Source organism: Zobellella sp. DQSA1 (assembly GCF_041950555.1).
Taxonomy (GTDB): Bacteria; Pseudomonadota; Gammaproteobacteria; order Enterobacterales; family Aeromonadaceae; genus Oceanimonas.
Genome location: NZ_CP169531.1, coordinates 3,042,294 through 3,061,902 on the forward strand (window position 1 = coordinate 3,042,294; position 19,609 = coordinate 3,061,902).

The 19,609-nt window shown below is 60.0% G+C and carries 21 protein-coding genes; 8 read left to right on the forward strand and 13 right to left on the reverse strand.

What is annotated here, in order from left to right:
- Window position 1: 1 nt before the first annotated feature.
- The 9 genes from ACEVBK_RS14655 to ACEVBK_RS14695 form a co-directional block, all read right to left on the reverse strand.
- On the reverse strand, window positions 2–1,036 hold the full coding sequence (locus ACEVBK_RS14655; protein WP_375055652.1) for an FAD:protein FMN transferase: 1,035 nt from the start codon (window positions 1,034–1,036) through the stop codon (window positions 2–4).
- A gap of 23 nt (window positions 1,037–1,059) precedes the next feature.
- The gene (gene nqrF, locus ACEVBK_RS14660) at window positions 1,060–2,283 is read right to left on the reverse strand and encodes an NADH:ubiquinone reductase (Na(+)-transporting) subunit F (protein WP_375055653.1); all 1,224 of its coding nucleotides are present in this window, start codon (window positions 2,281–2,283) and stop codon (window positions 1,060–1,062) included.
- Between the two features lie 26 nt (window positions 2,284–2,309).
- The gene (nqrE, locus tag ACEVBK_RS14665) at window positions 2,310–2,906 is read right to left on the reverse strand and encodes an NADH:ubiquinone reductase (Na(+)-transporting) subunit E (RefSeq protein WP_375055654.1); all 597 of its coding nucleotides are present in this window, start codon (window positions 2,904–2,906) and stop codon (window positions 2,310–2,312) included.
- A gap of 1 nt (window position 2,907) precedes the next feature.
- Window positions 2,908–3,540, reverse strand: coding sequence for an NADH:ubiquinone reductase (Na(+)-transporting) subunit D (locus ACEVBK_RS14670; RefSeq protein WP_375055655.1), 633 nt, complete (start codon window positions 3,538–3,540; stop codon window positions 2,908–2,910).
- The gene (locus tag ACEVBK_RS14675) at window positions 3,533–4,303 is read right to left on the reverse strand and encodes a Na(+)-translocating NADH-quinone reductase subunit C (protein WP_375055656.1); all 771 of its coding nucleotides are present in this window, start codon (window positions 4,301–4,303) and stop codon (window positions 3,533–3,535) included. The genes ACEVBK_RS14670 and ACEVBK_RS14675 overlap by 8 nt, the downstream gene beginning before the upstream one ends.
- Window positions 4,296–5,534, reverse strand: coding sequence for an NADH:ubiquinone reductase (Na(+)-transporting) subunit B (locus ACEVBK_RS14680; RefSeq protein WP_375055657.1), 1,239 nt, complete (start codon window positions 5,532–5,534; stop codon window positions 4,296–4,298). The genes ACEVBK_RS14675 and ACEVBK_RS14680 overlap by 8 nt, the downstream gene beginning before the upstream one ends.
- Before the next feature lie 3 nt (window positions 5,535–5,537).
- On the reverse strand, window positions 5,538–6,881 hold the full coding sequence (locus ACEVBK_RS14685) for a Na(+)-translocating NADH-quinone reductase subunit A (protein ID WP_375055658.1): 1,344 nt from the start codon (window positions 6,879–6,881) through the stop codon (window positions 5,538–5,540).
- 375 nt (window positions 6,882–7,256) lie between these two features.
- A complete protein-coding gene (locus ACEVBK_RS14690) occupies window positions 7,257–7,574 on the reverse strand; it encodes a BolA family protein (protein ID WP_375055659.1) in 318 nt (105 codons plus the stop codon).
- Window positions 7,575–7,663: 89 nt separating this feature from the next.
- Window positions 7,664–8,260, reverse strand: a complete 597-nt coding sequence (locus tag ACEVBK_RS14695; protein WP_375055660.1) for an alpha-ketoglutarate-dependent dioxygenase AlkB — start codon at window positions 8,258–8,260, stop codon at window positions 7,664–7,666.
- A 177-nt stretch (window positions 8,261–8,437) separates the two neighbouring features.
- Here ACEVBK_RS14695 and ACEVBK_RS14700 point away from each other — a divergent pair, with 177 nt between their 5' ends.
- The 5 genes from ACEVBK_RS14700 to ACEVBK_RS14720 all read left to right on the forward strand — a co-directional run bounded on the left by ACEVBK_RS14700 (window position 8,438) and on the right by ACEVBK_RS14720 (window position 13,183).
- A complete protein-coding gene (locus ACEVBK_RS14700; RefSeq protein ID WP_375055661.1) occupies window positions 8,438–9,574 on the forward strand; it encodes a methyltransferase in 1,137 nt (378 codons plus the stop codon).
- 12 nt (window positions 9,575–9,586) lie between these two features.
- The gene (locus ACEVBK_RS14705) at window positions 9,587–10,165 is read left to right on the forward strand and encodes a YajG family lipoprotein (RefSeq protein WP_375055662.1); all 579 of its coding nucleotides are present in this window, start codon (window positions 9,587–9,589) and stop codon (window positions 10,163–10,165) included.
- Between the two features lie 85 nt (window positions 10,166–10,250).
- Window positions 10,251–10,826: a peptidylprolyl isomerase gene (locus tag ACEVBK_RS14710; protein WP_375055663.1), complete on the forward strand. Its 576-nt coding sequence runs from the start codon at window positions 10,251–10,253 to the stop codon at window positions 10,824–10,826.
- A 2-nt stretch (window positions 10,827–10,828) separates the two neighbouring features.
- The gene (locus ACEVBK_RS14715; RefSeq protein ID WP_375055664.1) at window positions 10,829–12,178 is read left to right on the forward strand and encodes an AmpG family muropeptide MFS transporter; all 1,350 of its coding nucleotides are present in this window, start codon (window positions 10,829–10,831) and stop codon (window positions 12,176–12,178) included.
- Window positions 12,179–12,334: 156 nt separating this feature from the next.
- Window positions 12,335–13,183 (forward strand): outer membrane protein OmpK, encoded by an 849-nt coding sequence (locus ACEVBK_RS14720; RefSeq protein ID WP_375055665.1) that lies wholly within the window; start codon window positions 12,335–12,337, stop codon window positions 13,181–13,183.
- A gap of 206 nt (window positions 13,184–13,389) precedes the next feature.
- On the opposite strand, the gene ACEVBK_RS14725 is transcribed toward ACEVBK_RS14720, so the two are convergent.
- Window positions 13,390–13,872 (reverse strand): YajQ family cyclic di-GMP-binding protein, encoded by a 483-nt coding sequence (locus tag ACEVBK_RS14725; protein WP_375055666.1) that lies wholly within the window; start codon window positions 13,870–13,872, stop codon window positions 13,390–13,392.
- A 128-nt stretch (window positions 13,873–14,000) separates the two neighbouring features.
- Between ACEVBK_RS14725 and ACEVBK_RS14730 the strand changes: the two genes are divergently transcribed.
- A complete protein-coding gene (locus ACEVBK_RS14730; protein ID WP_375055667.1) occupies window positions 14,001–14,948 on the forward strand; it encodes a ketopantoate reductase family protein in 948 nt (315 codons plus the stop codon).
- Between the two features lie 91 nt (window positions 14,949–15,039).
- On the opposite strand, the gene thiI is transcribed toward ACEVBK_RS14730, so the two are convergent.
- The 3 genes from thiI to pomA all read right to left on the reverse strand — a co-directional run bounded on the left by thiI (window position 15,040) and on the right by pomA (window position 18,245).
- Window positions 15,040–16,488: a tRNA uracil 4-sulfurtransferase ThiI gene (gene thiI, locus ACEVBK_RS14735; RefSeq protein WP_375055668.1), complete on the reverse strand. Its 1,449-nt coding sequence runs from the start codon at window positions 16,486–16,488 to the stop codon at window positions 15,040–15,042.
- Window positions 16,489–16,596: 108 nt separating this feature from the next.
- Entirely contained in the window at window positions 16,597–17,442 is an 846-nt protein-coding gene (locus ACEVBK_RS14740) for a flagellar motor protein MotB (protein WP_375058583.1), read from the reverse strand.
- A gap of 47 nt (window positions 17,443–17,489) precedes the next feature.
- Window positions 17,490–18,245 (reverse strand): flagellar motor protein PomA, encoded by a 756-nt coding sequence (pomA, locus tag ACEVBK_RS14745; protein ID WP_375055669.1) that lies wholly within the window; start codon window positions 18,243–18,245, stop codon window positions 17,490–17,492.
- A gap of 168 nt (window positions 18,246–18,413) precedes the next feature.
- On the opposite strand from pomA, the gene xseB reads away from it, so the two are divergent.
- Both xseB and ispA read left to right on the forward strand, forming a co-directional pair.
- Entirely contained in the window at window positions 18,414–18,710 is a 297-nt protein-coding gene (gene xseB, locus ACEVBK_RS14750; RefSeq protein WP_375055670.1) for an exodeoxyribonuclease VII small subunit, read from the forward strand.
- A complete protein-coding gene (ispA, locus tag ACEVBK_RS14755; RefSeq protein ID WP_375055671.1) occupies window positions 18,707–19,600 on the forward strand; it encodes a (2E,6E)-farnesyl diphosphate synthase in 894 nt (297 codons plus the stop codon). The genes xseB and ispA overlap by 4 nt, the downstream gene beginning before the upstream one ends.
- Window positions 19,601–19,609 lie beyond the last annotated feature (9 nt).

A 19,609-nucleotide genomic window follows, 5' to 3' on the forward strand; every position in this document is an offset into this window, starting at 1 on the left:
ATCAACCTCTTAAATACTTTTTGAAGGCACTGGACATATCCACCCGGAAACCGTCCTCGGTCTTGGTCAGCAGGTAGATGGCCAGACGGTGCTCTTCGGCAAAGGCCAGAGCCCGCTCGGTGCCCATCACCGTCAGGGCGGTGGCCAGTCCATCTGCGATCATACAGGAGGGATGCACTACTGTCACCGACGCCAACCGGTGGGTAATGGGCTTTCCGGTCACCGGATCCATGGTATGGGACAACCGCTCACCGTCCAGCTCGTAATAGTTGCGGTAGTCGCCGGAGGTGGCCACGGCATTGTTGTCCACCGCAATCACCTGCTGCACCGCCCCCATTCCCGGCCCCGGTTTTTCCACCGCAATACGCCAGGGTTGCCCCTGGGCATTGGTGCCGCTGACCCGCAGATCCCCACCGATTTCCACCAGGTAATTGGGAAAACCTTCCTCCGCCAGGTACTCGGACACCGTATCGGTGCCAAAGCCCTTGGCGATGGCAGACAAGTCCACATAGAGTTCGGGAATAGCCTTGCTCAGGTATTCCCCCTGCGCGTCTACCGTCACCGCCAGGTGCTGCAGGCCGGTGCGCACACGAACATCGGCAAGCTGCTCTTCGCTCGGGATCCGGGTAGGCCGGGCATCAGGGCCAAAGCCCCACAGGTTGACCAGAGGCCCCACCGTCACATCCAGTGCGTTCCCGGTCTGCCGCCCCAGTTGCAGGGATGCGGTGACCACCTTGGCAAAATCGGCCGACACCGGAAAAGGCGCGCTGTCCCGGTACTGATTGAAACGGCTCAGTTCGGAGTCTTCACGGTAGGTGGACATCTGGTCGTTCACCCGCTCCAGCCGCCGATCGATCTCGGCCTGCAGCTCACGCGCCCGGCCCTCGTCGGCCCCCACCACTTTCACCGAATAGTAGGTGCCCATGGTATTGCCGGTCAGGTGCAGCTGCGCCTGTTCGGGGCCGGACGGCTTGCAGGCCGCCAATAAAAAGGCCAGCCCCAGGGGGGCCAGCCATTTGGTTACATAAGATTTCATCAGTGTTTAACCACTATTATTGTTTAACCACCAAAGTCATCCAGCAGGATGTTGTCGTCTTCCACACCCAGGTTTTTGAGCATGTTGATCACCGCGGCATTCATCACGGGCGGACCACACATGTAGTACTCGCAATCCTCGGGCGCATCGTGATCCCGCAGGTAGTTCTCGTACAGCACGTTGTGGATAAAGCCGGTGTAGCCGGTCCAGTTGTCACCGGGCTGCGGATCGGAGAGGGCCACATGCCACTGGAAGTTCTCGCACTGCTCCTGCAGGCCGTCGAAGTCTTCCACGTAGAACATCTCGCGCTTGGAACGGGCACCGTACCAGAAGCTGATCTTGCGCTTGGAACCCAGGCGCTTGAGCTGATCGAAGATGTGCGAGCGCATCGGGGCCATACCGGCACCACCGCCGATAAACACCATTTCGGCGTCGGTGTCCTTGGCGAAGAACTCGCCGAAGGGACCGGAAATGGTGGCCTTGTCACCGGCCTTCAGCGACCAGATATAGGAAGACATCTTGCCGGGAGGGGCGGTCCAGTTGCTGGGCGGCGGAGTTGCGATCCGCACGTTCAGCATGATGATGCCTTCTTCTTCCGGATAGTTGGCCATGGAGTAGGCGCGGATGGTTTCCTCGTCTACCTTGGACTCCAGATCGAAGATCTTGAACTTGTCCCAGTCTTCCCGGTATTCCTCGGGCACGTCGAAGTCCTTGTACTTGACGTGGTGGGGCGGCGCCTCGATCTGAATATAACCACCGGCACGGAAAGGCACGCTTTCGCCGTTGGGGATCTTCAGCTTGAGTTCCTTGATGAAGGTGGCCTTGTTATCGTTGGAGATAACTTCGCAGTCCCACTTCTTGATGCCGAACACTTCTTCCGGCAGCTCGATCTTCATGTCGCCCTTGACGTTCACCTGACAGGACAGGCGTTCGCCGTGACGCGCTTCGCGCTTGGAGATGTGATCCAGTTCGGTGGGCAGGATTTCACCGCCCCCGTCCAGTACACGAACCCGGCACTGGCCGCAGGAGCCACCGCCACCACAGGCAGAAGACACGAAGATACCGTTGGCGGCCAGGGCGCCCAGCAGCTTGACGCCGGCACCGGTGGTGATCGCCTTTTCGGGATCGTCGTTGATGCTGATAGTCACATCCCCTTCCGCGACCAGCTTGGACTTGGCAAACAGGATAATGCTTACCAGGACCAGCACGATCACGGTGAACATGACCACGCCTAGAATGATTTCCATCGATTATTCCTTTTCCGTCACTGGGTTTACAGAGAAATGCCAGAGAAAGACATGAAGCCGAGGGCCATCAGGCCGGCGGAAATAAAGGTGATCCCCAGACCACGCAGGCCGTCGGGCACATCCGCATACTTCATCTTCTCACGCAAACCGGCCAGGGCCACAATCGCCAGCATCCAGCCCACACCGGAGCCGAAGCCGTAGACGATGGACTCGGCGAAGTTGTAGTCCCGCTGCACCATGAAGGACACGCCACCGAAGATGGCACAGTTCACGGTAATCAGTGGCAAGAAGATCCCGAGCGCGTTGTAAAGCGCAGGGAAAAACTTGTCCAGGGTCATCTCCAGGATCTGCACCAGCGCTGCGATTACCCCGATAAAGGTAATGAAGTTCAGGAAGCTCAGATCCACCCCGGGCGCCAGGGCGCCATCCTTGAGGATGAAGTTGTAGATGAGGTTATTCACCGGCACCGAAATGGTCAGCACCACGATAACCGCTACCCCCAGGCCGAAGGAGGTTTTTACCTTCTTGGACACCGCCAGGAAGGTACACATCCCCAGGAAGAAGGCCAACGCCAGGTTCTCGATAAAGACGGCGCGGACAAACAGACTCAGAAAATGTTCCATGTTACTCCTTCGCCTCCACCTGCTCCGGACGGAAAGTACGCAGTATCCAGATAAAACCACCGATGATGAAGAAGGCGCTCGGCGGCAACAGCAGCATGCCGTTGGCCTGATACCAGCCACCGTTCTTGATCAGCGGCAGTATCTCGATACCGAACCAGGTGCCGGCACCGAACAGCTCACGCACCGTGGCCACCACCAGCAGGATCAGGCCGTAACCCAGGCCGTTGCCGATGCCGTCCAGGAAGGACATCATGGGCGGGCTCTTCATGGCGTAGGCTTCGGCGCGACCCATTACGATACAGTTGGTGATGATCAGGCCCACAAACACCGACAGCTGCTTGGAGATGTCATAGGCGTACGCCTTGAGGATCTGGTCCACCACGATAACCAGGGAAGCGATGATCGCCATCTGGGCGATGATCCGTACCGAGTTCGGGATCTGGTTGCGGATCAGCGAGATAAACAGGTTCGAAAACGCCGTTACCGCGATAACCGCCAGCGACATAACAAATGCCGTCTGCATCTGGGTGGTCACCGCCAGCGCCGAGCAAACACCCAGCACCTGCAGCGCGATGGGGTTGTTGCCGAACACGGGTCCGAACAACACCTTTTTCATTTCAGCTTTATCAGCCATTGTTCAGCTCTCCTTCACGAATCTTGGCAAGGAAAGGACCGAAGCCTTTGGGACCCATCCAGAATTCAAAGGTATATTGAACACCGTTGGAGGTCAGGGTGGCGCCGGACAGTCCGTCCACACCGTGTTCCGACCCTTCGGGTGCACCCCCCTTGACCACCCGCAGCGCCGGCTGGCCTTGCTCGTCGAACAACTGCTTGCCGACGAACTGGGCACGCCAGTTGGGGTTTTCAATTTCACCGCCGAGTCCGGGAGTTTCACCCTGCTCGTAGTAGGTGATGCCCTTGATGGTATTGCCGTCCGGCGCAACCGCGACGAAGGCGTACATGGTGGACCACAGGCCCTGGCCGTGTACCGGCAGGATGATGCTGTCCAGTTCGCCGTTTTCGTCCTTGGCCAGGTACACCGGCGCCAGGTTGGCGCGACGGCGGATGCCGGCCGGATCTTCGCCGCCGCTCAGCGCGATGCTGGCAGAGGTGTCCTTGGTGGCATTACGCTGGTTATAGCCTTCCGCCGGCAGGTCGGAGAACTCGCCGGTATCCAGATCCACCAGACGGGCTTCGATATAACGGGCGTAGTTTTCCGCCACGTTGGCACGGCCCAGGCCGGCCACGTCGACGATGTTGGTCTGCACATCCAGTACCTGGTTGCGCTGCTGAATCGGCTTCAGGCCCACGGCGGCAACGGACACCACGATGGAACACACCAGACACAAGCCGCCGATCACGGCAAAGGTTCTGCCGATTGTTTCTTTCTTAGCCACGAGCCAGCCTCCGTTTGATATTGGCCTGCACCACGAAGTGGTCAAACAAGGGAGCGAACAGGTTGGCGAACAGGATGGCCAGCATCATGCCTTCGGGGAAGGCGGGGTTGGCCACGCGGATCAGCACTACCATGACCCCGATCAGGGCGCCGTACCACCATTTACCCTTGTTGGTAAAGGAAGCGGACACCGGGTCGGTCGCCATAAACATCATACCGAAGGCAAAGCCGCCCAATACCAGGTGCCAATGCCAGGGCATGGAGAACATGGCGTTGGTGTCGGAGCCGATGACGTTGAACAGGGTCGCGGTCAGCACCATACCGATCATCACACCGGCGACGATGCGCCAGGAGGCGATGCCCAGGTAAATGATGAACAAACCACCGATCAGGATCGCCAGGGTAGACACTTCACCGATGGAGCCCTGCATGTTGCCGATAAAGGCATCCATCCAGCTGATAGCCGCACCGGTATTCACGTCCAGCAGCGCGGCCTGACCACCTGCGGCCCACTGGCCCAGGGCGGTGGCGCCGGAGAAACCGTCGACCGCGGTCCAGACCGCGTCGCCGGAAATTTCGGCCGGGTAGGCGAAGAACAGGAAGGCACGACCGGCCAGGGCCGGGTTGAGGAAGTTCTTGCCGGTACCACCGAAGATCTCCTTGGCCATCACCACACCGAAGGTGATACCCAGGGCGGCCTGCCACAGCGGCAGGGTGGCGGGCACGATCAGGGCGAACAGCACGGAGGTCACGAAGAAGCCTTCGTTCACTTCATGCTTGCGCACGGACGCGAACAGCACTTCCCAGAAGCCACCGACCAGGAACACGGTCAGGTAGATGGGCAGGAAGTACATGGCGCCCAGCAGCATATTGCTGCCCCAGCCGGCGCCGTCTCCCAGGGTTGCCCCCAGGCTCTGGGCCAGGCTGTAACGCCAGTTGCCGTCGATGACCGAGGCCAGTTCGGCCGGGCTGTACATGCTGGTGAGGGCCGCAATGGCCTGGCCGCCGGCGTTGTACATACCGAAGAACATGGCCGGGAAGGTCGCCAGCCACACCATGATCATGATGCGCTTCAAATCGATGCTGTCGCGCACATGGGAGGCGTTGCGGGTTACCATGCCCGGGGTATAAAGTACGGTCGCTACCGCTTCATACAGGGCGTAAAACTTTTCGTATTTACCACCCGGCTCGAAATGGTGTTCGAGCTTTTCAAGAGTGTGTTTCAAGCTCATTACTTAGCCCTCTAGATCAATCTTGGTCAGACACTGACGCAGGACCTGGCCGTAATCGTACTTGCCCGGACACACGTAGGTACAGAGCGCCAGATCTTCTTCATCCAGCTCCATGCAGCCCATGATCTGGGCGCTGTCGGTATCACCGGACAGCAGATCACGCAGCAACAGAGTCGGCAGAATATCCAGTGGCATGATGCGCTCGTAGTTGCCGATGGGAACCATCGCCCGAGCAGAGCCGTTGGTGGTGGTGGTCAGGTCGAACAGCTTACCCTTGGCCAGATGGCTCAGGTAGGCACGAGTCACAGAGAACTTGTTGGCACCCGGCGCCAGCCAGCCCATAAATTCTTTTTCGCGACCTTCGGCCAGTACCGATACCTGCAGATGGTAACGCCCCAGATAGGCGTAGGGACCATTGGCACTGGTGCCGGACAGCACCGAGCCCGAAATAATGCGGTTTTCACCATCCTGCAGTTCGCCGGCGGTCAGCTCTTCCAGGGAGGCGCCGATACGGGTACGCAGCAAACGGGGCTTCTGTACCACGGGGCCACCCAGGGCGACCACGCGATCGGTGAACAGTTCACCGGTGGTGAACAGCTTGCCGAAGGCGATAACGTCCTGGTAATTGATATACCAGACGACCTTGCCGGGGACGATGGGATCGATAAAGTGAATGTGGGTGCCCGGAAGACCGGCGGGATGCACACCAATGAACACATGTTCCTTGATGTTGTCAGCCTGAGCCTGAGGCAAGCTGCCCTCGCCCTTGCACACATGTACCTGGCCATCGGTCAGGCGGCTCAGCACCTGCAGACCATCGGTAAACGCCTGGGCATTTTCCTTGATGATCAGTTCGGCGTTGGCGCACAGGGGGTTGGAGTCCATGGCCGTAACAAAGATAGAGCGCGGGGTAGAACCTACGGCCGGCACCTTGCTGAAAGGGCGGGTACGCAGGGCGGTCCACATGCCGGATTCAACCAGCTGCTCTCTGACAGTGTCACGTTCCAGTTTGGACAGTTCGGCGGAAGCGTATTTTGAAAAAGTAATCTGCTCTTCGCTGTCATCGACGGCAATCACCACGGATTGCAGTACACGCTTGGCGCCGCGATTGATTTCAACCACTGTACCGGCGGCGGGAGCTGTGAATTTAACGCCAGGATTCTTCTTGTCTTCGAAGATCACCTGACCTTTCTTAACGCGATCCTCTACCTTGATATACATGGTAGGGCGCATTCCCACAAACTCCTCGCCCAGCGTAGCAACACGTTGGATGGCAGGACCATCGTAGATTACTTGCTCTGGGGCCCCGGAGATAGGGAGGTCCAGTCCTTTTTTAATTGTAATCATACTCACTTGCACTACTTGTTAGGGGAAGACAGGTACTTGCCATGTCAGACATGACAACATGCTGATGAGTCGCTACCGGTCTGCCTCTATCGTCTTGGCAACAGCATGACCACAGTCCGGTAACATCCAGCCCGATATAAAAGGCGCATAATTCTAGCACTTTTAACGCTGCGGCTGCCATGGCAATTACCAAAAATTACCGCCTCTTTCAGCAAAATCGGATGACCGCAGCTCGCGGCTAGCAAAAATAAGGCCATGATATTTGGCTATTTATTAGCCCTTAGTCGTATGTTGCTCGCGCAGACGCAAACACCGGGCCACCGCTCGGCGGTGCCGGAGCGGTAACAAAAAAACCAAGGCCGGGTAACATGGCGGTCAGGCCGACACGCCGCCCTGGCCACGGCAGGCGGGGCTGTCGGGCACGCCGCCGCGGGCCTGCCATTCGGACGGGGTCAGGGTGTGCAGCGCCAGGGCATGAACGCCCCCCGCCAGTTCATCGGCCAGCAGGTCATTCAGCGCCCGGTGCCTTGCCAGCAGGCGCTGGCCTTCGAAGCGCGCACTCACCACCACCAGCTTGAAGTGGGTTTCGGATCCGGGCGCCACCCGGTGCATGTAGCTTTCATTGATGACTTCCAGGTGCTCGGGCACAAAGGCCGCTTGCACCTTGCGTTCGATGGTGGCTTGTATGGACATAATCGACTCCTGAATTTAAGAGTAATAGTGTGTGGAGAGAAGCCTGGGGCGTGAGCAAGACACGATGTTGTTTCCCTTCACGTCTCCCCCTAACGCCCCTCGGGCGGCAAGTAACGAAAGGTCAGATTGATGCGGGCCTCCGTTACACCGGCCGCCTTGGGCAAGGCATGCTGCCAATGATGCTGCATTTCACCGGCCATCACCAGCAGGCTGCCGTGATTCAGCAGCAGTTGCCGGCGCTCCCCCTGCCGGTGGCGCAACGTAAAACGGCGCGTCGCCCCCAGGCTGAGCGAGGCGATTACCGGGTCGGCACCCAGCTCGGGTTCGTCATCCGCATGCCAGCCCATGCTGTCCCGACCATCGCGATAGAGATTAAGCAGCACCCCGTTGAACGGCTGCTCGCAAAGGGCCTCCAGCCGCCGGCGGATCTCCGTTATCAGCGGATGCCAGGGCAAGGGCTGACGGCTGCGGCCGGAGTAACGGTAGGCCGCCTCGCCCATCCAGCAGGACAGGCGGGGTTCGTCGAGCTCACGCCCGAACAGCCTGAGCCGGTGTTGCTGCCAGGGGATCTCTCGCTGCAATTGCAGCAGCCAGGCGTCTGCCTCGACGGCAAAAACATCCGGCCACCACAGCAGCCGCCCCTGGGCCAGCTCAATCCACTCGGGCCGGCTACCCCACAAGTCCATATTCAATGACCTCCACCATCGCCAACCGCACGAATCAATTCGGGCCTACGCCCGGCTCCGTCACCGCGAATTCATTCGCGGGAACCCGTCCCCATCGCCCAAACCCGCCCCGGGAGTGGCGGTAACGAAGGCACTTCATTAAAATGCCCCTTTTCGCTATTCGGGCCATCCATCGTTATGAATCATCACTTTCCCCTGCCCCAGGGCGGCGAGCTGATACTGCACCGCTACCCCCGCTCCGCCCAGCACGGCCTGCAAGCCTGGGACGCGGCCGATGAATATATCATGAACGAAGTGGCCGCACAGGCACGGGACCGGGCAACCCCGACGGTGATCGTCAACGACGGCTTCGGCGCCCTCACCCTGGGGCTGCTCCACCTCAAGCCCTATACCGTCACCGACTCCCGGGTAGCGGAGCTGGCACTGACGACCAACGCCCGCGATAACGGCCTGGAGCCCGACTGGCAGCCACTGAACAGCCTCTCCGCCTGGCCCGAAAACCCCGGGCTGGTCCTGTTCAAGCTGCCCAAGACCAATGCCATGCTGGAATACCAGTTGGCCGCCCTGAGCCAGGTGATGGGGCCCGATACCCTGGTTATCGCCGGCGCCAAGGCCAAGGACGTACACAGCTCCACCCTGAAGCTGTTCGAACAGTACATCGGCCCCACCCACACCAGTCTGGCCTGGAAAAAGGCCCGACTTGTCTTCTGCACCCCGGATCCGGCCAAGGCCCCTTCCCCCCTGCCGCCGCCGCTGGCCTGGCCACTGGAAGGCACCGACTTCACCATCCATAACCACGCCAATGTATTCTCGCGCGCCAGCCTGGATATCGGCGCCCGCTTTATGCTGGAACACCTGCCCGCCAACCGTCCGGGGAGAATGGTCGATCTGGGCTGCGGCAACGGCGTGCTGGGGCTGATGGCCCTGGCGCGCAACCCGCAAGCCCAGGTCACCTTCGTGGACGAGTCCCACATGGCCATCGCCAGTTGCCGACTTAACGTGCAGCACAACCTGCCCGACGCCGAAAGCCGCGCCCACTTTATGGTCAATAACTGTCTCGACGGCATGGCGCCGGACAGTGCCGATCTGGTGCTGTGCAACCCGCCCTTCCACCAGCAGCAGGCCATTACCGATCATATCGCCTGGCAGATGTTCGTGGATGCCAAGCGGGTGCTGCGCCGGAGCGGCGAACTGTTGCTGGTGGCCAATCGCCACCTCGATTACCATCAAAAACTGAAACGGCTTTTCGGCAATCAGCGAGTAGTGGCATCCAATCGCAAATTCGTTATCCTGAGAGCCATTAAAACCCCTTGAGGAAACCGCCAGATGAAATCCATGAAATGGTTAACCGCCGTCGCCCTGACCCTGGGTCTGAGCGCCTGCGCCAGCTATTACCCCATCGCCGTCGACATCAGCCCCTCCGCCCAGGTCGGCGGCGGCGTCTATCGCGGCCAGTCGGTCTCCTTGAGCAGCAAGGATGGCCGCACCAACGACTTTATCATCCAGATTGAACAACTGAACAAATCTCCGGTGGTGGTCGGCGCCAGCAATAATCTGCGCATCCAGCTGGAGCAGGCGCTGGCCCAGGGCCTGAGCACCCAGGGCGCCTTTATCGAGCACGGAGCCAATGTGCGCATGGAGCTGGAACTGCAGGAAGTGCTGGCCCGGGTGATCCGCGGCCATATCAGTTACGATGTGGTGCAGCAGCTGCGCATGCAACTGACACTGGAACGCAACGGTCGCACCATCACCAAGCAGTATCGCCGCAGCGCCCAGGAAGAATTCCCCGGCCGCCTGCACCCGGAACTGGACAAGGTCAAAGAGGCCCTGAACAAACAGCTGTCGCTGCTGCTGCAGGACATGCTGGCCGACCGCGACGTACAGAACTTTATCAACGGCAACTGAGTGACAACGGGCGCGTCCCCCTGGCGGCGGAACGCGCTCTGTCCTCATCGCCCTGGCCGGGCCAACAAACAGTAATGGAGAACATATGAAAGCTATCCTGTGGTTACTGACCGGCCTGCTGGCCCTGCCGGCACTGGCCGGTCCCCGGGTCGAGCTGGTGACCAACCTGGGCCGGCTGGAAGTGGAACTGAACGAGGAAGCGGCACCGCTTACCGTCGCCAACTTCCTGCGTTATGTGGACGACGGCAGTTACAACAACAGCCTGTTCCACCGCCTGATCCCCGGCTTCGTGGTACAGGGTGGCGGCTTTAAGACCGACTTCAGCCCGCTGCCCAGCCATGATCCCGTGGCCAACGAATCGGCCAATGGCCTGTCCAACCTGACCGGCACCATCGCCATGGCCCGCACCCAGGATCCCGACAGCGCCACCCGCCAGTTTTATATCAACCTGAACGACAACCGCTCCCTGGATGCGGGTCGCCAGGCCGGCTACACGGTGTTCGGCAAGGTCATCGACGGCGAACAGGTACTGCAACAGATGGCGGCGGTTCCCACCGGCATGAACCTGCAGCTGCGCGCCCGTGATGTGCCGCAACAGCCCATTATCCTGCTGGAAGCACGTCGGCTCGCCGACCAGGGAGAGACCCCATCAGAACCCTGACCATGACCCAGTTGCAGCAAAACCTGTCCATCTATCTGGAGCGGCGGGTCCTTATCCTGTTCTCCCTCGGCTTTTCCTCCGGGCTGCCGTTGCTGCTGGTGTTCGGCACCCTGTCGTTCTGGCTGCGGGAAGCCGGGGTCAGCCGCACCAGTATCGGCTTCTTCAGCTGGGTGGCGCTGGCCTACGGGGTGAAATGGCTGTGGTCCCCACTGGTCGACCGGCTGCCCCTGCCCTGGCTGTCGCGCAAAATGGGCCGGCGGCGCAGCTGGATGCTGTTTTCCCAGCTGACCATCATGGCGGCCTTGGCCGGCATGGCGTTTTCCGATCCCACCACCCAGCTCGTCAGCCTGGCGCTGTTCGCCCTGGCGGTGGCCTTCGCCTCCGCCACCCAGGACATCGTGATCGACGCCTACCGTATCGAGGCCGCACCGGAACGGCTGCAGGGTGCCCTGGCCGCCGCCTACATGACCGGCTACCGGCTGGCGATGATCATGGCGGGGGCCGGCGCCCTGGCCATCGCCGCCTGGGCCGGCTCGGATCTGGGTTACGATCCCGTTGGCTGGAAGGTGGCCTACCTGTGCATGATGGGCTTAATGCTGGTGGGAGTGATCACCTGCCTGCTGCTGCACGAGCCCGAGGTGGATCTCGCCGCCCAGCAGCAGGCCCAGGCCGAACACAAGCAAGCCCTTGTCGACCGGGGCTACCCCAGGCCGATAGCCGGCCTGCTGGCCTTCCTGCAAAGCGCCGTGGTGGCGCCCTTCGCCGAGTTCTTCCAGCGCTTCGGCTGGCAGGCCCTGCTGATCCTGGCGCTGATCGCCTGCTACCGCATCTCGGACGTGGTGATGGGGGTCATGGCCAACCCCTTCTATGTGGACATGGGCTTCAGCAAGTCGGAAATCGCCACCGTCACCAAGGTCTATGGCGTCATCATGACCCTGGTGGGTGCGGCCGTGGGCGGCCTGCTGGTGATGAGCTTCGGCACCCTGCGCATTCTGATGCTGGGCGCCGTACTCGCCGCCAGCACCAACCTGCTGTTTGCACTGATGAGCCAGCTGGGGGCCGATGTGCTGCTGCTGACGCTGATCATCTCCCTCGACAACCTGAGTGCCGGCATCGCCACCGCCGCCTTTATCACCTACCTGTCCAGCCTGACCAACGTGGCCTTCTCCGCCACCCAATATGCGCTGTTCAGTTCGGTGATGATGCTGCTGCCCAAGTTTATCGCCGGCTTCTCCGGCATAGTAGTGGACTCTTATGGGTATGCCATTTTCTTTATCGGCACCGCCGCCATCGGCATGCCGGTACTGCTCCTGATCCACCTGGTCACCCGGCTGCATCCCCCCGCCAAATAGGCGAATGCAACCACGGTCACAAAACTGAAACGGCGCAATCGTTTGCGGTCTTGCGCCGTTTTTCCACCCGCCTAGACTCCCCCCACCCCCGGGAATTCCTGCCTCGACGGTTAAGGAAAACCTTGTCATTTCATAATGAGAAGAAGAGACAGACAGATGGCTAAGATGCTTAAAAACCTGGTCGCCGCCGGCGTACTGACCGCCCTCGCCGCCCCCGCGGCCTATGCCGTCGACTACAGCGACGACATCCACAAGAACGACTACAAGTGGCTCCAGTTCAACCTGATGCGCAGCGAAGGCAACAAGATCCCCTTCGGCGCCCAGGACACCACCTACCTGGAAATGGAATTCGGCGGCCGCTCCGGCCTGTTCGATCTCTACGGTTACCTGGACGTGTTCGACATCTTCGACAGCAAGGGCGACGATCGTTACGGCGGCGACAACTTCTTCTTCAAGTTCGCCCCCCGCCTGTCACTGGATGCCCTGACCAAAACCGATTTGTCCTTCGGCCCGGTGCAGGAACTTTACATCGCCACCGTGACCAACGTGGCCGACAGCGGCGCCTTCGGCGGCCTGTTCGAACATTATGTGGGCCTGGGCTCCGATATCCAGGTGCCCTGGTTCGGCAAGATGGGGCTAAACCTCTACGGCCGCTACGTACGTGAAAACTACGGCGCCCCGGACGAAGGCAAGTGGGACGGCTACATGGTGTCCACCAACTGGTTCAAGCCTTTCTATCACTTCGACAACGGCAGCTTCGTGGCCTACCAGGGCTACCTGGATTACAAATTCGGTGCCACCACCATCGGCGCCGAGGCGGGCCGCAGCCAAAACGCCCTGGAATGGTTCAACGGCATCTACTGGCATTCCGACCGCTACGCCGTGGGCTACGGCCTCAAGGCCTACAACAACATGGCCTTCTTCAAGGATGGCAGCGACGGCACCGGCTTCACCCAGGACACTTCCGGCGTGGGCCACTACTTCGCGGTCACCTACAAGTTCTGATAAGGCGAAGGGGCCATTCGGCCCCTTTCAGACTACTGACAAACCGTCAGATTTACCCAGACAGGCAACACCCATACCAAAAAATGGCGGAGCCTCCATGGATGGATTTACGGCGTGTCGGTGGAGTTGGCCTTTTGGCCGGCTTATTGCGGTCATGACAACGGCCTTGTCATCAAGTTGAAAGGGGCCATCAGGCCCCTTTCCGTTTAATCCCGGAAGTTGTTGAACTGCAGCGGCTGCTCCAGCTCGCTCTGGCGCAACAGCGCCATCACTTCCTGCAGATCGTCGCGCTTCTTGCCGTTGACCCGCACCTGATCGCCCTGAATGGATGCCTGCACCTTAATCTTGCTGTCCTTGATAAGCTTCACCAGTTTCTTGGCGAGAGCACCGTCGATGCCTTGCTTGAACTCCACATCAAGGAAATAGCGCTTGCCCGAATGCACCACAGCCCCTTCGTCCATCACATTGGTGTCCACATTACGCTTGATCAGCTTGGCACGCAGTATGTCCAGCATCTGCTGCAGTTGAAACTCGGCATCGGCACCCAATTTGACCTTGCCGTCGCTCAGTTCAAAACTGGCTTCCACGCCTCGAAAATCAAAGCGGGTTTCCAGCTCGCGGTTGGCATTCTCCACCGCGTTACGGACCTCGTTCATCTCTACTTCAGAGACAATATCAAAAGACGGCATCTGGGCTCCTTTAACTGTACTGTGATGGCCGGTAAGACCACAAAAAAGTCACTGGCATCGGCGGCGCTTCGCGGCTACCGTATAAATTCAAACAGAAAGTGATAATAACAAATATCAGGGGAAGAGCGATGACAGAGTGGACCATTCTAGGGGCCGGCGCCTTGGGTTGCGTCGTGGCCGGGCTGCTGCGCCGGCAGGGCGAGCCGGTATCGCTGCTGCTGTCCGAGCGTCATCGCGGACACCTGCATCCCAGCCTGGACATGATCACCCTGAGTGGTCGCCATCAACTCATCCACACCCGGCCATGCTTTGCCGAACAGGCCAGGCAGATCCGCTGCCTGCTGGTGGTGACCAAAGCCTATCAGGTGGTGGAAGCGCTGCAGGGGTTGCACAAGTTACCGGAAAGCACCCCCATCATCCTGCTGCACAATGGCCTGGGCGTGGCCGAGCAGGTACAGGCGCTGTATCCGCACAACCCGCTGATTGCCGGAGTCAGCAGCCACGGCGCCATGAAAGAAGGCGACTGGCTGGTCCGTCATACCGGCAAGGGCGAAACCTGGCTCGGGCCCATCAATGCCGCGGCCGCCGCTCACGCCCACCTGGTTACGCCGCTGGCGGCCGCCCTGGGTCATGCCCAATGGAGTGAACAGATACTGCACCGGCAGCATCGCAAGCTGGCCGTCAATGCCGTTATCAACCCGCTCACCTCCTGCAACAATATCCGCAACGGCCAGTTGCTGGAGCCGCGCTTTGCCGACGTGCTGGAGCAATTGAGTGAAGAGGTGCATCAGGTGATGCTGAAACTGGGCGAGCAGGAGTCGCTGGACGATTTTCGGCGGCGCCTGCACAAGGTCATTGAACTGACCGCCACCAATTACTCTTCCATGCACCAGGATCTGACCCATGGCCGACGCACCGAAATCGACTACATCACCGGTTACGTGATCAACAACGCAAACGGACTTCCGGTACCCGTGTGCCGGCAGCTGTACCGGGAAATACAGCGCCGCAGCGGCAAGCCCCCGCTCCGCCGTGAACGCCACACGAATAAATTCGTGTCTACGCTCGGGGCATAGCCGCGAGCTCAATCGCGGGAACCACCAAACAGTTCGGAACCGGCCAGGCCCACACGAATAAATTAGTGTGGGCCTGTTGCGTCACCCGTTCTTACGGGCGATACACCTTCACATTGTCAAAGCCCTGCTCCTTCAGGTGGATGGCCTGCAACCGGCTCATCACCCCCCGGGCGCAGTAGAGCAGATAGGTCTTGCCGGGATCCAGCTCGGAGAAATGATGCGCCAGCTTGAAGAACGGCATATGCACCACCTGGTGCCCGGCCACCGCCAGCGGAGCGTCTTCCTCTTCTTCCGGCGCTCGGATATCGAGGATCACCTCTTCGGCATCATCGCCCTTGCTGAACTCCACCTCCGGCAGCACCCAGGCCTTGGCCAGTTCGCGCACATCTTCCACGAAAGAGGCCTGGATGGCGGTGTCGAGCACCCCGAAGTCGAAATTGGCTTCTTCCTGCTCCACCTTGGCCAAATCCGCCTTGATGGTCGGCTTCTGCGAAATCACGCCACAATATTCCGGCATTTTTTCGGCATAGGCGGCAGTGCCTATCTGCCGGGCCACATCGATGATCTCCTGCTTGTCGGCGGCGATCAGCGGCCGCAGGATCAGGGTATCGGTAACCCGGTCAATCACATTGAGGTTGGTCACCGTCTGGCTGGACACCTGGCCCATGGACTCACCCGTTACCAGGGCGCCAATCGCCAGTTTCTCCGCCACCGCGGCGCCGGCACGCATCATCATGCGCTTGAGCACCACGCCCATATGGCCCTTGTCGATTGTCTCGAGAATTTCCGCCACCACCCCTTCGAAGGGCACGGAAATAAACTTCACCCGGTGTGAAGAGCCGTACTTCTTCCACAGATAGTGCACCACTTCGCGCACCCCCGCTTCGTGCTCCTGCCCTCCCAGGTTGAAGAAACAGTAATGCACCCGGCTGCCACGCTTGATGAACTGGTAAGACGCCACCCCGGAGTCATAACCACCGGACATCAGGCTGAGCACGCTCTCCTGGGTGGCAATGGGGAAACCACCGAGCCCGGCGTGCTGCTCGCTCACCAGGAACAAACGATCACCGTCCAGCTCCAGGTTAACCTGCACATCCGGATTCTTGAGGCGCACCCCACCGGTTTCGCACCGCTGGTTCAGGCCGCCGCCCACATAGCGCTCGACATCCAGCGAACTGAACGGCTGCTGGCCACGACGCTTGGCCCGCACACAGAAGGTTTTGCCGGCCAGCTTGTCGCCGAACATCTCCACGGTCAGGGCCAGAATGTCATCCAGGGACTCGACCTTGCATTCCTTTACTTCCAGAAACCACTGGATGCCAGGGATACAGGCCAGCGCCGACACCATGGCCTGGCGGTGCTCTTCGGTCATGATATTGGAGCGCACGATCAGTTTGTCCCAGTCGGCGCGGATCTTGACGTGCTCATCCACCGGCTTGAGCACATTGCGGATATTGCCCTGCAAGATCTTGCTCATGCGCTGACGCACCGACTTGCTCTTGATGGTAATTTCGGGATGCAGCTTGATAATAAATTTCATAGTTCGGTACGTCCGGGACAACACAAAAACGAAAGCCCGGCATTATACAACAAAGCCGGGCTTTCGCTTAAAAAATAGCGGGAGCGCATAAACTCGCGGCGGGAGCCGTCAGGGGGCGTTCAACTCCAGCGGCGCGGTGAACTTGGGTTTGCCCTGGGAGATGGTGATTTCCACCCGCCGGTTGCGCCGCCGATTTTCCGGCGTGTCGTTGGGTTCCAGCGGGCGGGAATCCGCCAGGCCGATCACCGCCATGCGGCTGTCATCGAAGCCCTCTACCCGCAGCAGTTGATCCGCCACCGCCAGCGCCCGCTGGGTAGACAGCTCCCAGTTGGAGCGAAACAGCTCGTTGCTGGTCCGGATATCATCGGTATGGCCGGACACCAGTATTTCACCGGGCAGGTCATTGACCAGGCTGCCGATTTTGCGCACTACCGGCCAGAACTGGGGCTGCAAAAAGGCCGAGCCGGCCGGGAAAGAAGCATTTTCCTTGATGCGGATAATCACCTGCTGGCCCAGGGCCTCGATTTCAATGGCATCATGCTCTATCGATGAACTCAACTGCTCGGCCAGATCCTGCGCCAGAGTCAGGGTTTGCGGATCCGTCTGGGGAATATCGCGATCGTCACTGCCGCTCAGGTTGCCGCTTTCCCGGCCTTGCCCGGCCGCCCGGTCCGACTCGCCGGGCTGAAAGTCCAGCTCGGCCAGGGTAGAGTCGGTCGTGTGCTGCATGATCACATCAATGGGGGTAGGTTGGGGCCTGCCCGGACGAAACTCGAGGGCAATCACCGAGGTGCCCTTGGGGATCTCGGATACCTCCAGCTGGTTCTGCACCCCGAAAGCAAACTTCATGCTGCCGGCAATCTGCTTGAACTTGAGCACGTCCATTTCGGCAAAGGCCAGCAGCAGCACGAAGAAGCTCATCAGAATGGTGGCCAGGTCGGCGAAGGTGGCCATCCAGGCCGGAGCGCCGGCCGGCCCCGCCTGTTTTTTCTTGCCGGCCACTATTCCTCCTGCATCCGTTTGCTGTCGGCCAGGTAATTTTCCAGCAGGCTCTGCAATACCCGCGGATTCTGGCCGTCCTGAATCCCCAGAATGGCATCCAGGATCAGGGTACGGTTGAGGCGCTCTTCGCCCGAACGCAATTCAAGTTTGTCGGCTATCGGCAAGGCCACCATATTGGCCAGCATGGCACCGTACAGGGTGGTCAGCAGGGCAATCGCCATGGCCGGTCCTATGGCCTTGGGATCGTCCATATTGGCCAGCATGGCGACCAGGCCGATCAGGGTGCCTATCATCCCCATGGCCGGCGCCACGTCGCCCAGCGCCCGGAAAATGCGAGCCCCTTCGGTTTGCCGTTCGGCGGTCAGGTCGATGTCTTTTTCCAGCGCCGCCTTGACCACATTCGGCTCATGGCCATCCACCAGCATATCCACGGCTTTTTGCAAAAACGGATTGGTGATAGTCGCCTCTTCCAGCGCCAGGAATCCTCCCTTGCGCGCAGAGTCGGCCAGTTGCACCACCCGCACGATCAGGTCTTCGGGCTTCTCCAGCTTGAACATGAACGCCTTGGCCGCCACCTTGGCCGCGCCCAGAAACTGGCCCAGGTTAAACTTCATCATCACCACGAACAGAGAGCCGACAAGCACAATAAAAATCGACGGCACGTCCACATACATGGTCAGACCGCCCCCCAGCACCATCGCCATGGCGATAAAGGCCATGGCACCGATCAATCCGATAAGTGTCGCCAGATCCAAAGCAGGGTCCTCATTGAGTTGTTGCAGGCATAAACGGTGCCAATGTTAACCTGTTAGGGCGCGCATTGTCGCTTCCGTTATTATCGGCCGGCGCAAAATATCTTTAGCCAAATCCCCCCGCTCATGGCTCCTCCGGCGTCTATATCTTTCGCCAAAACCCGGGCGGGAATGTTACTATTACCGCCAATTTTGCTAGCCGAACCACAGAGGATCCCCGTGGCCACCAAAAAACCGGAAAACATGGATTTTGAAAGCGCCCTCACGGAACTGGAAAGCCTGGTCAACCAGTTGGAAGAAGGAGAGCTGAGCCTGGAACAGGCCCTCAAGTCCTTCGAGCGGGGTATCCAGTTGGTACGGGCCGGTCAGCAACGGCTGAGCCAGGCCGAGCAGCAGGTACAGATACTGCTGCAGCAAGGAGAAGAAAAACTGGTTGAATTCAACCCCGGCCAGGAGGACATCAGGTGAGCTTTACGCTGCTGCAACAGCAATACGGTGAACGGATATCCGGGGTATTGAGCCATGCCATCGCAAACCTGGACGACCTGGCGCCGGAACTGAAGGCCGCCATGGAATACGGCCTGCTGCAGGGCGGCAAACGGGTGCGCCCCATGCTGGTATACGCCAGCGGCGAACTGTTCGGCAATGTGAGTGTGCCGGCCCTGGACGCCGCTGCCGCCGCCGTGGAATGCATCCACGCCTACTCGCTGATCCACGACGATCTGCCGGCCATGGACAACGACGACCTGCGCCGGGGCAAGCCCACGGTGCACAAGGCCTTCAACGAGGCCACCGCCATCCTCGCTGGCGACGCCCTGCAAACCCTGGCCTTTGAACTGCTCAGCCGGCACAGCGGCCACCACCTCGACGCCGAGCGCCGACTGCGCATGGTGCAGGAACTGGCCCGCGCCAGCGGCTATGGCGGCATGTGCGGTGGCCAGGCCCTGGACATCAAGTGTGAAGGCAAAGCCATTGACCAAGCCATGCTTGAGAGCCTGCATCGCCATAAAACCGGAGCCCTTATCCGCGCCGCCGTGCGCCTGGGGGCGCTCTGTGCCCAGGACGTGGATGAACCCCAACTGGCGGCCCTGAGCCGTTATGCCGAGGCCATCGGCCTGGCCTTTCAGGTGCAGGACGACATTCTGGACATTACCGCCGATACCCAGACCCTGGGCAAAACCCAGGGCAAAGACCTGGTACAGCAAAAAAGCACCTACCCCGCCCTGCTCGGGCTGGACGGCGCCCGCCAACTGGCCGAACAACTGCTCGGGCAGGCACAGGCGGCGCTGGCGGACATTCCCTACAATACCCACACACTGGAAGCATTCGCCCACTACATCGTCAAACGCGAATTTTAGGGCGAGGAT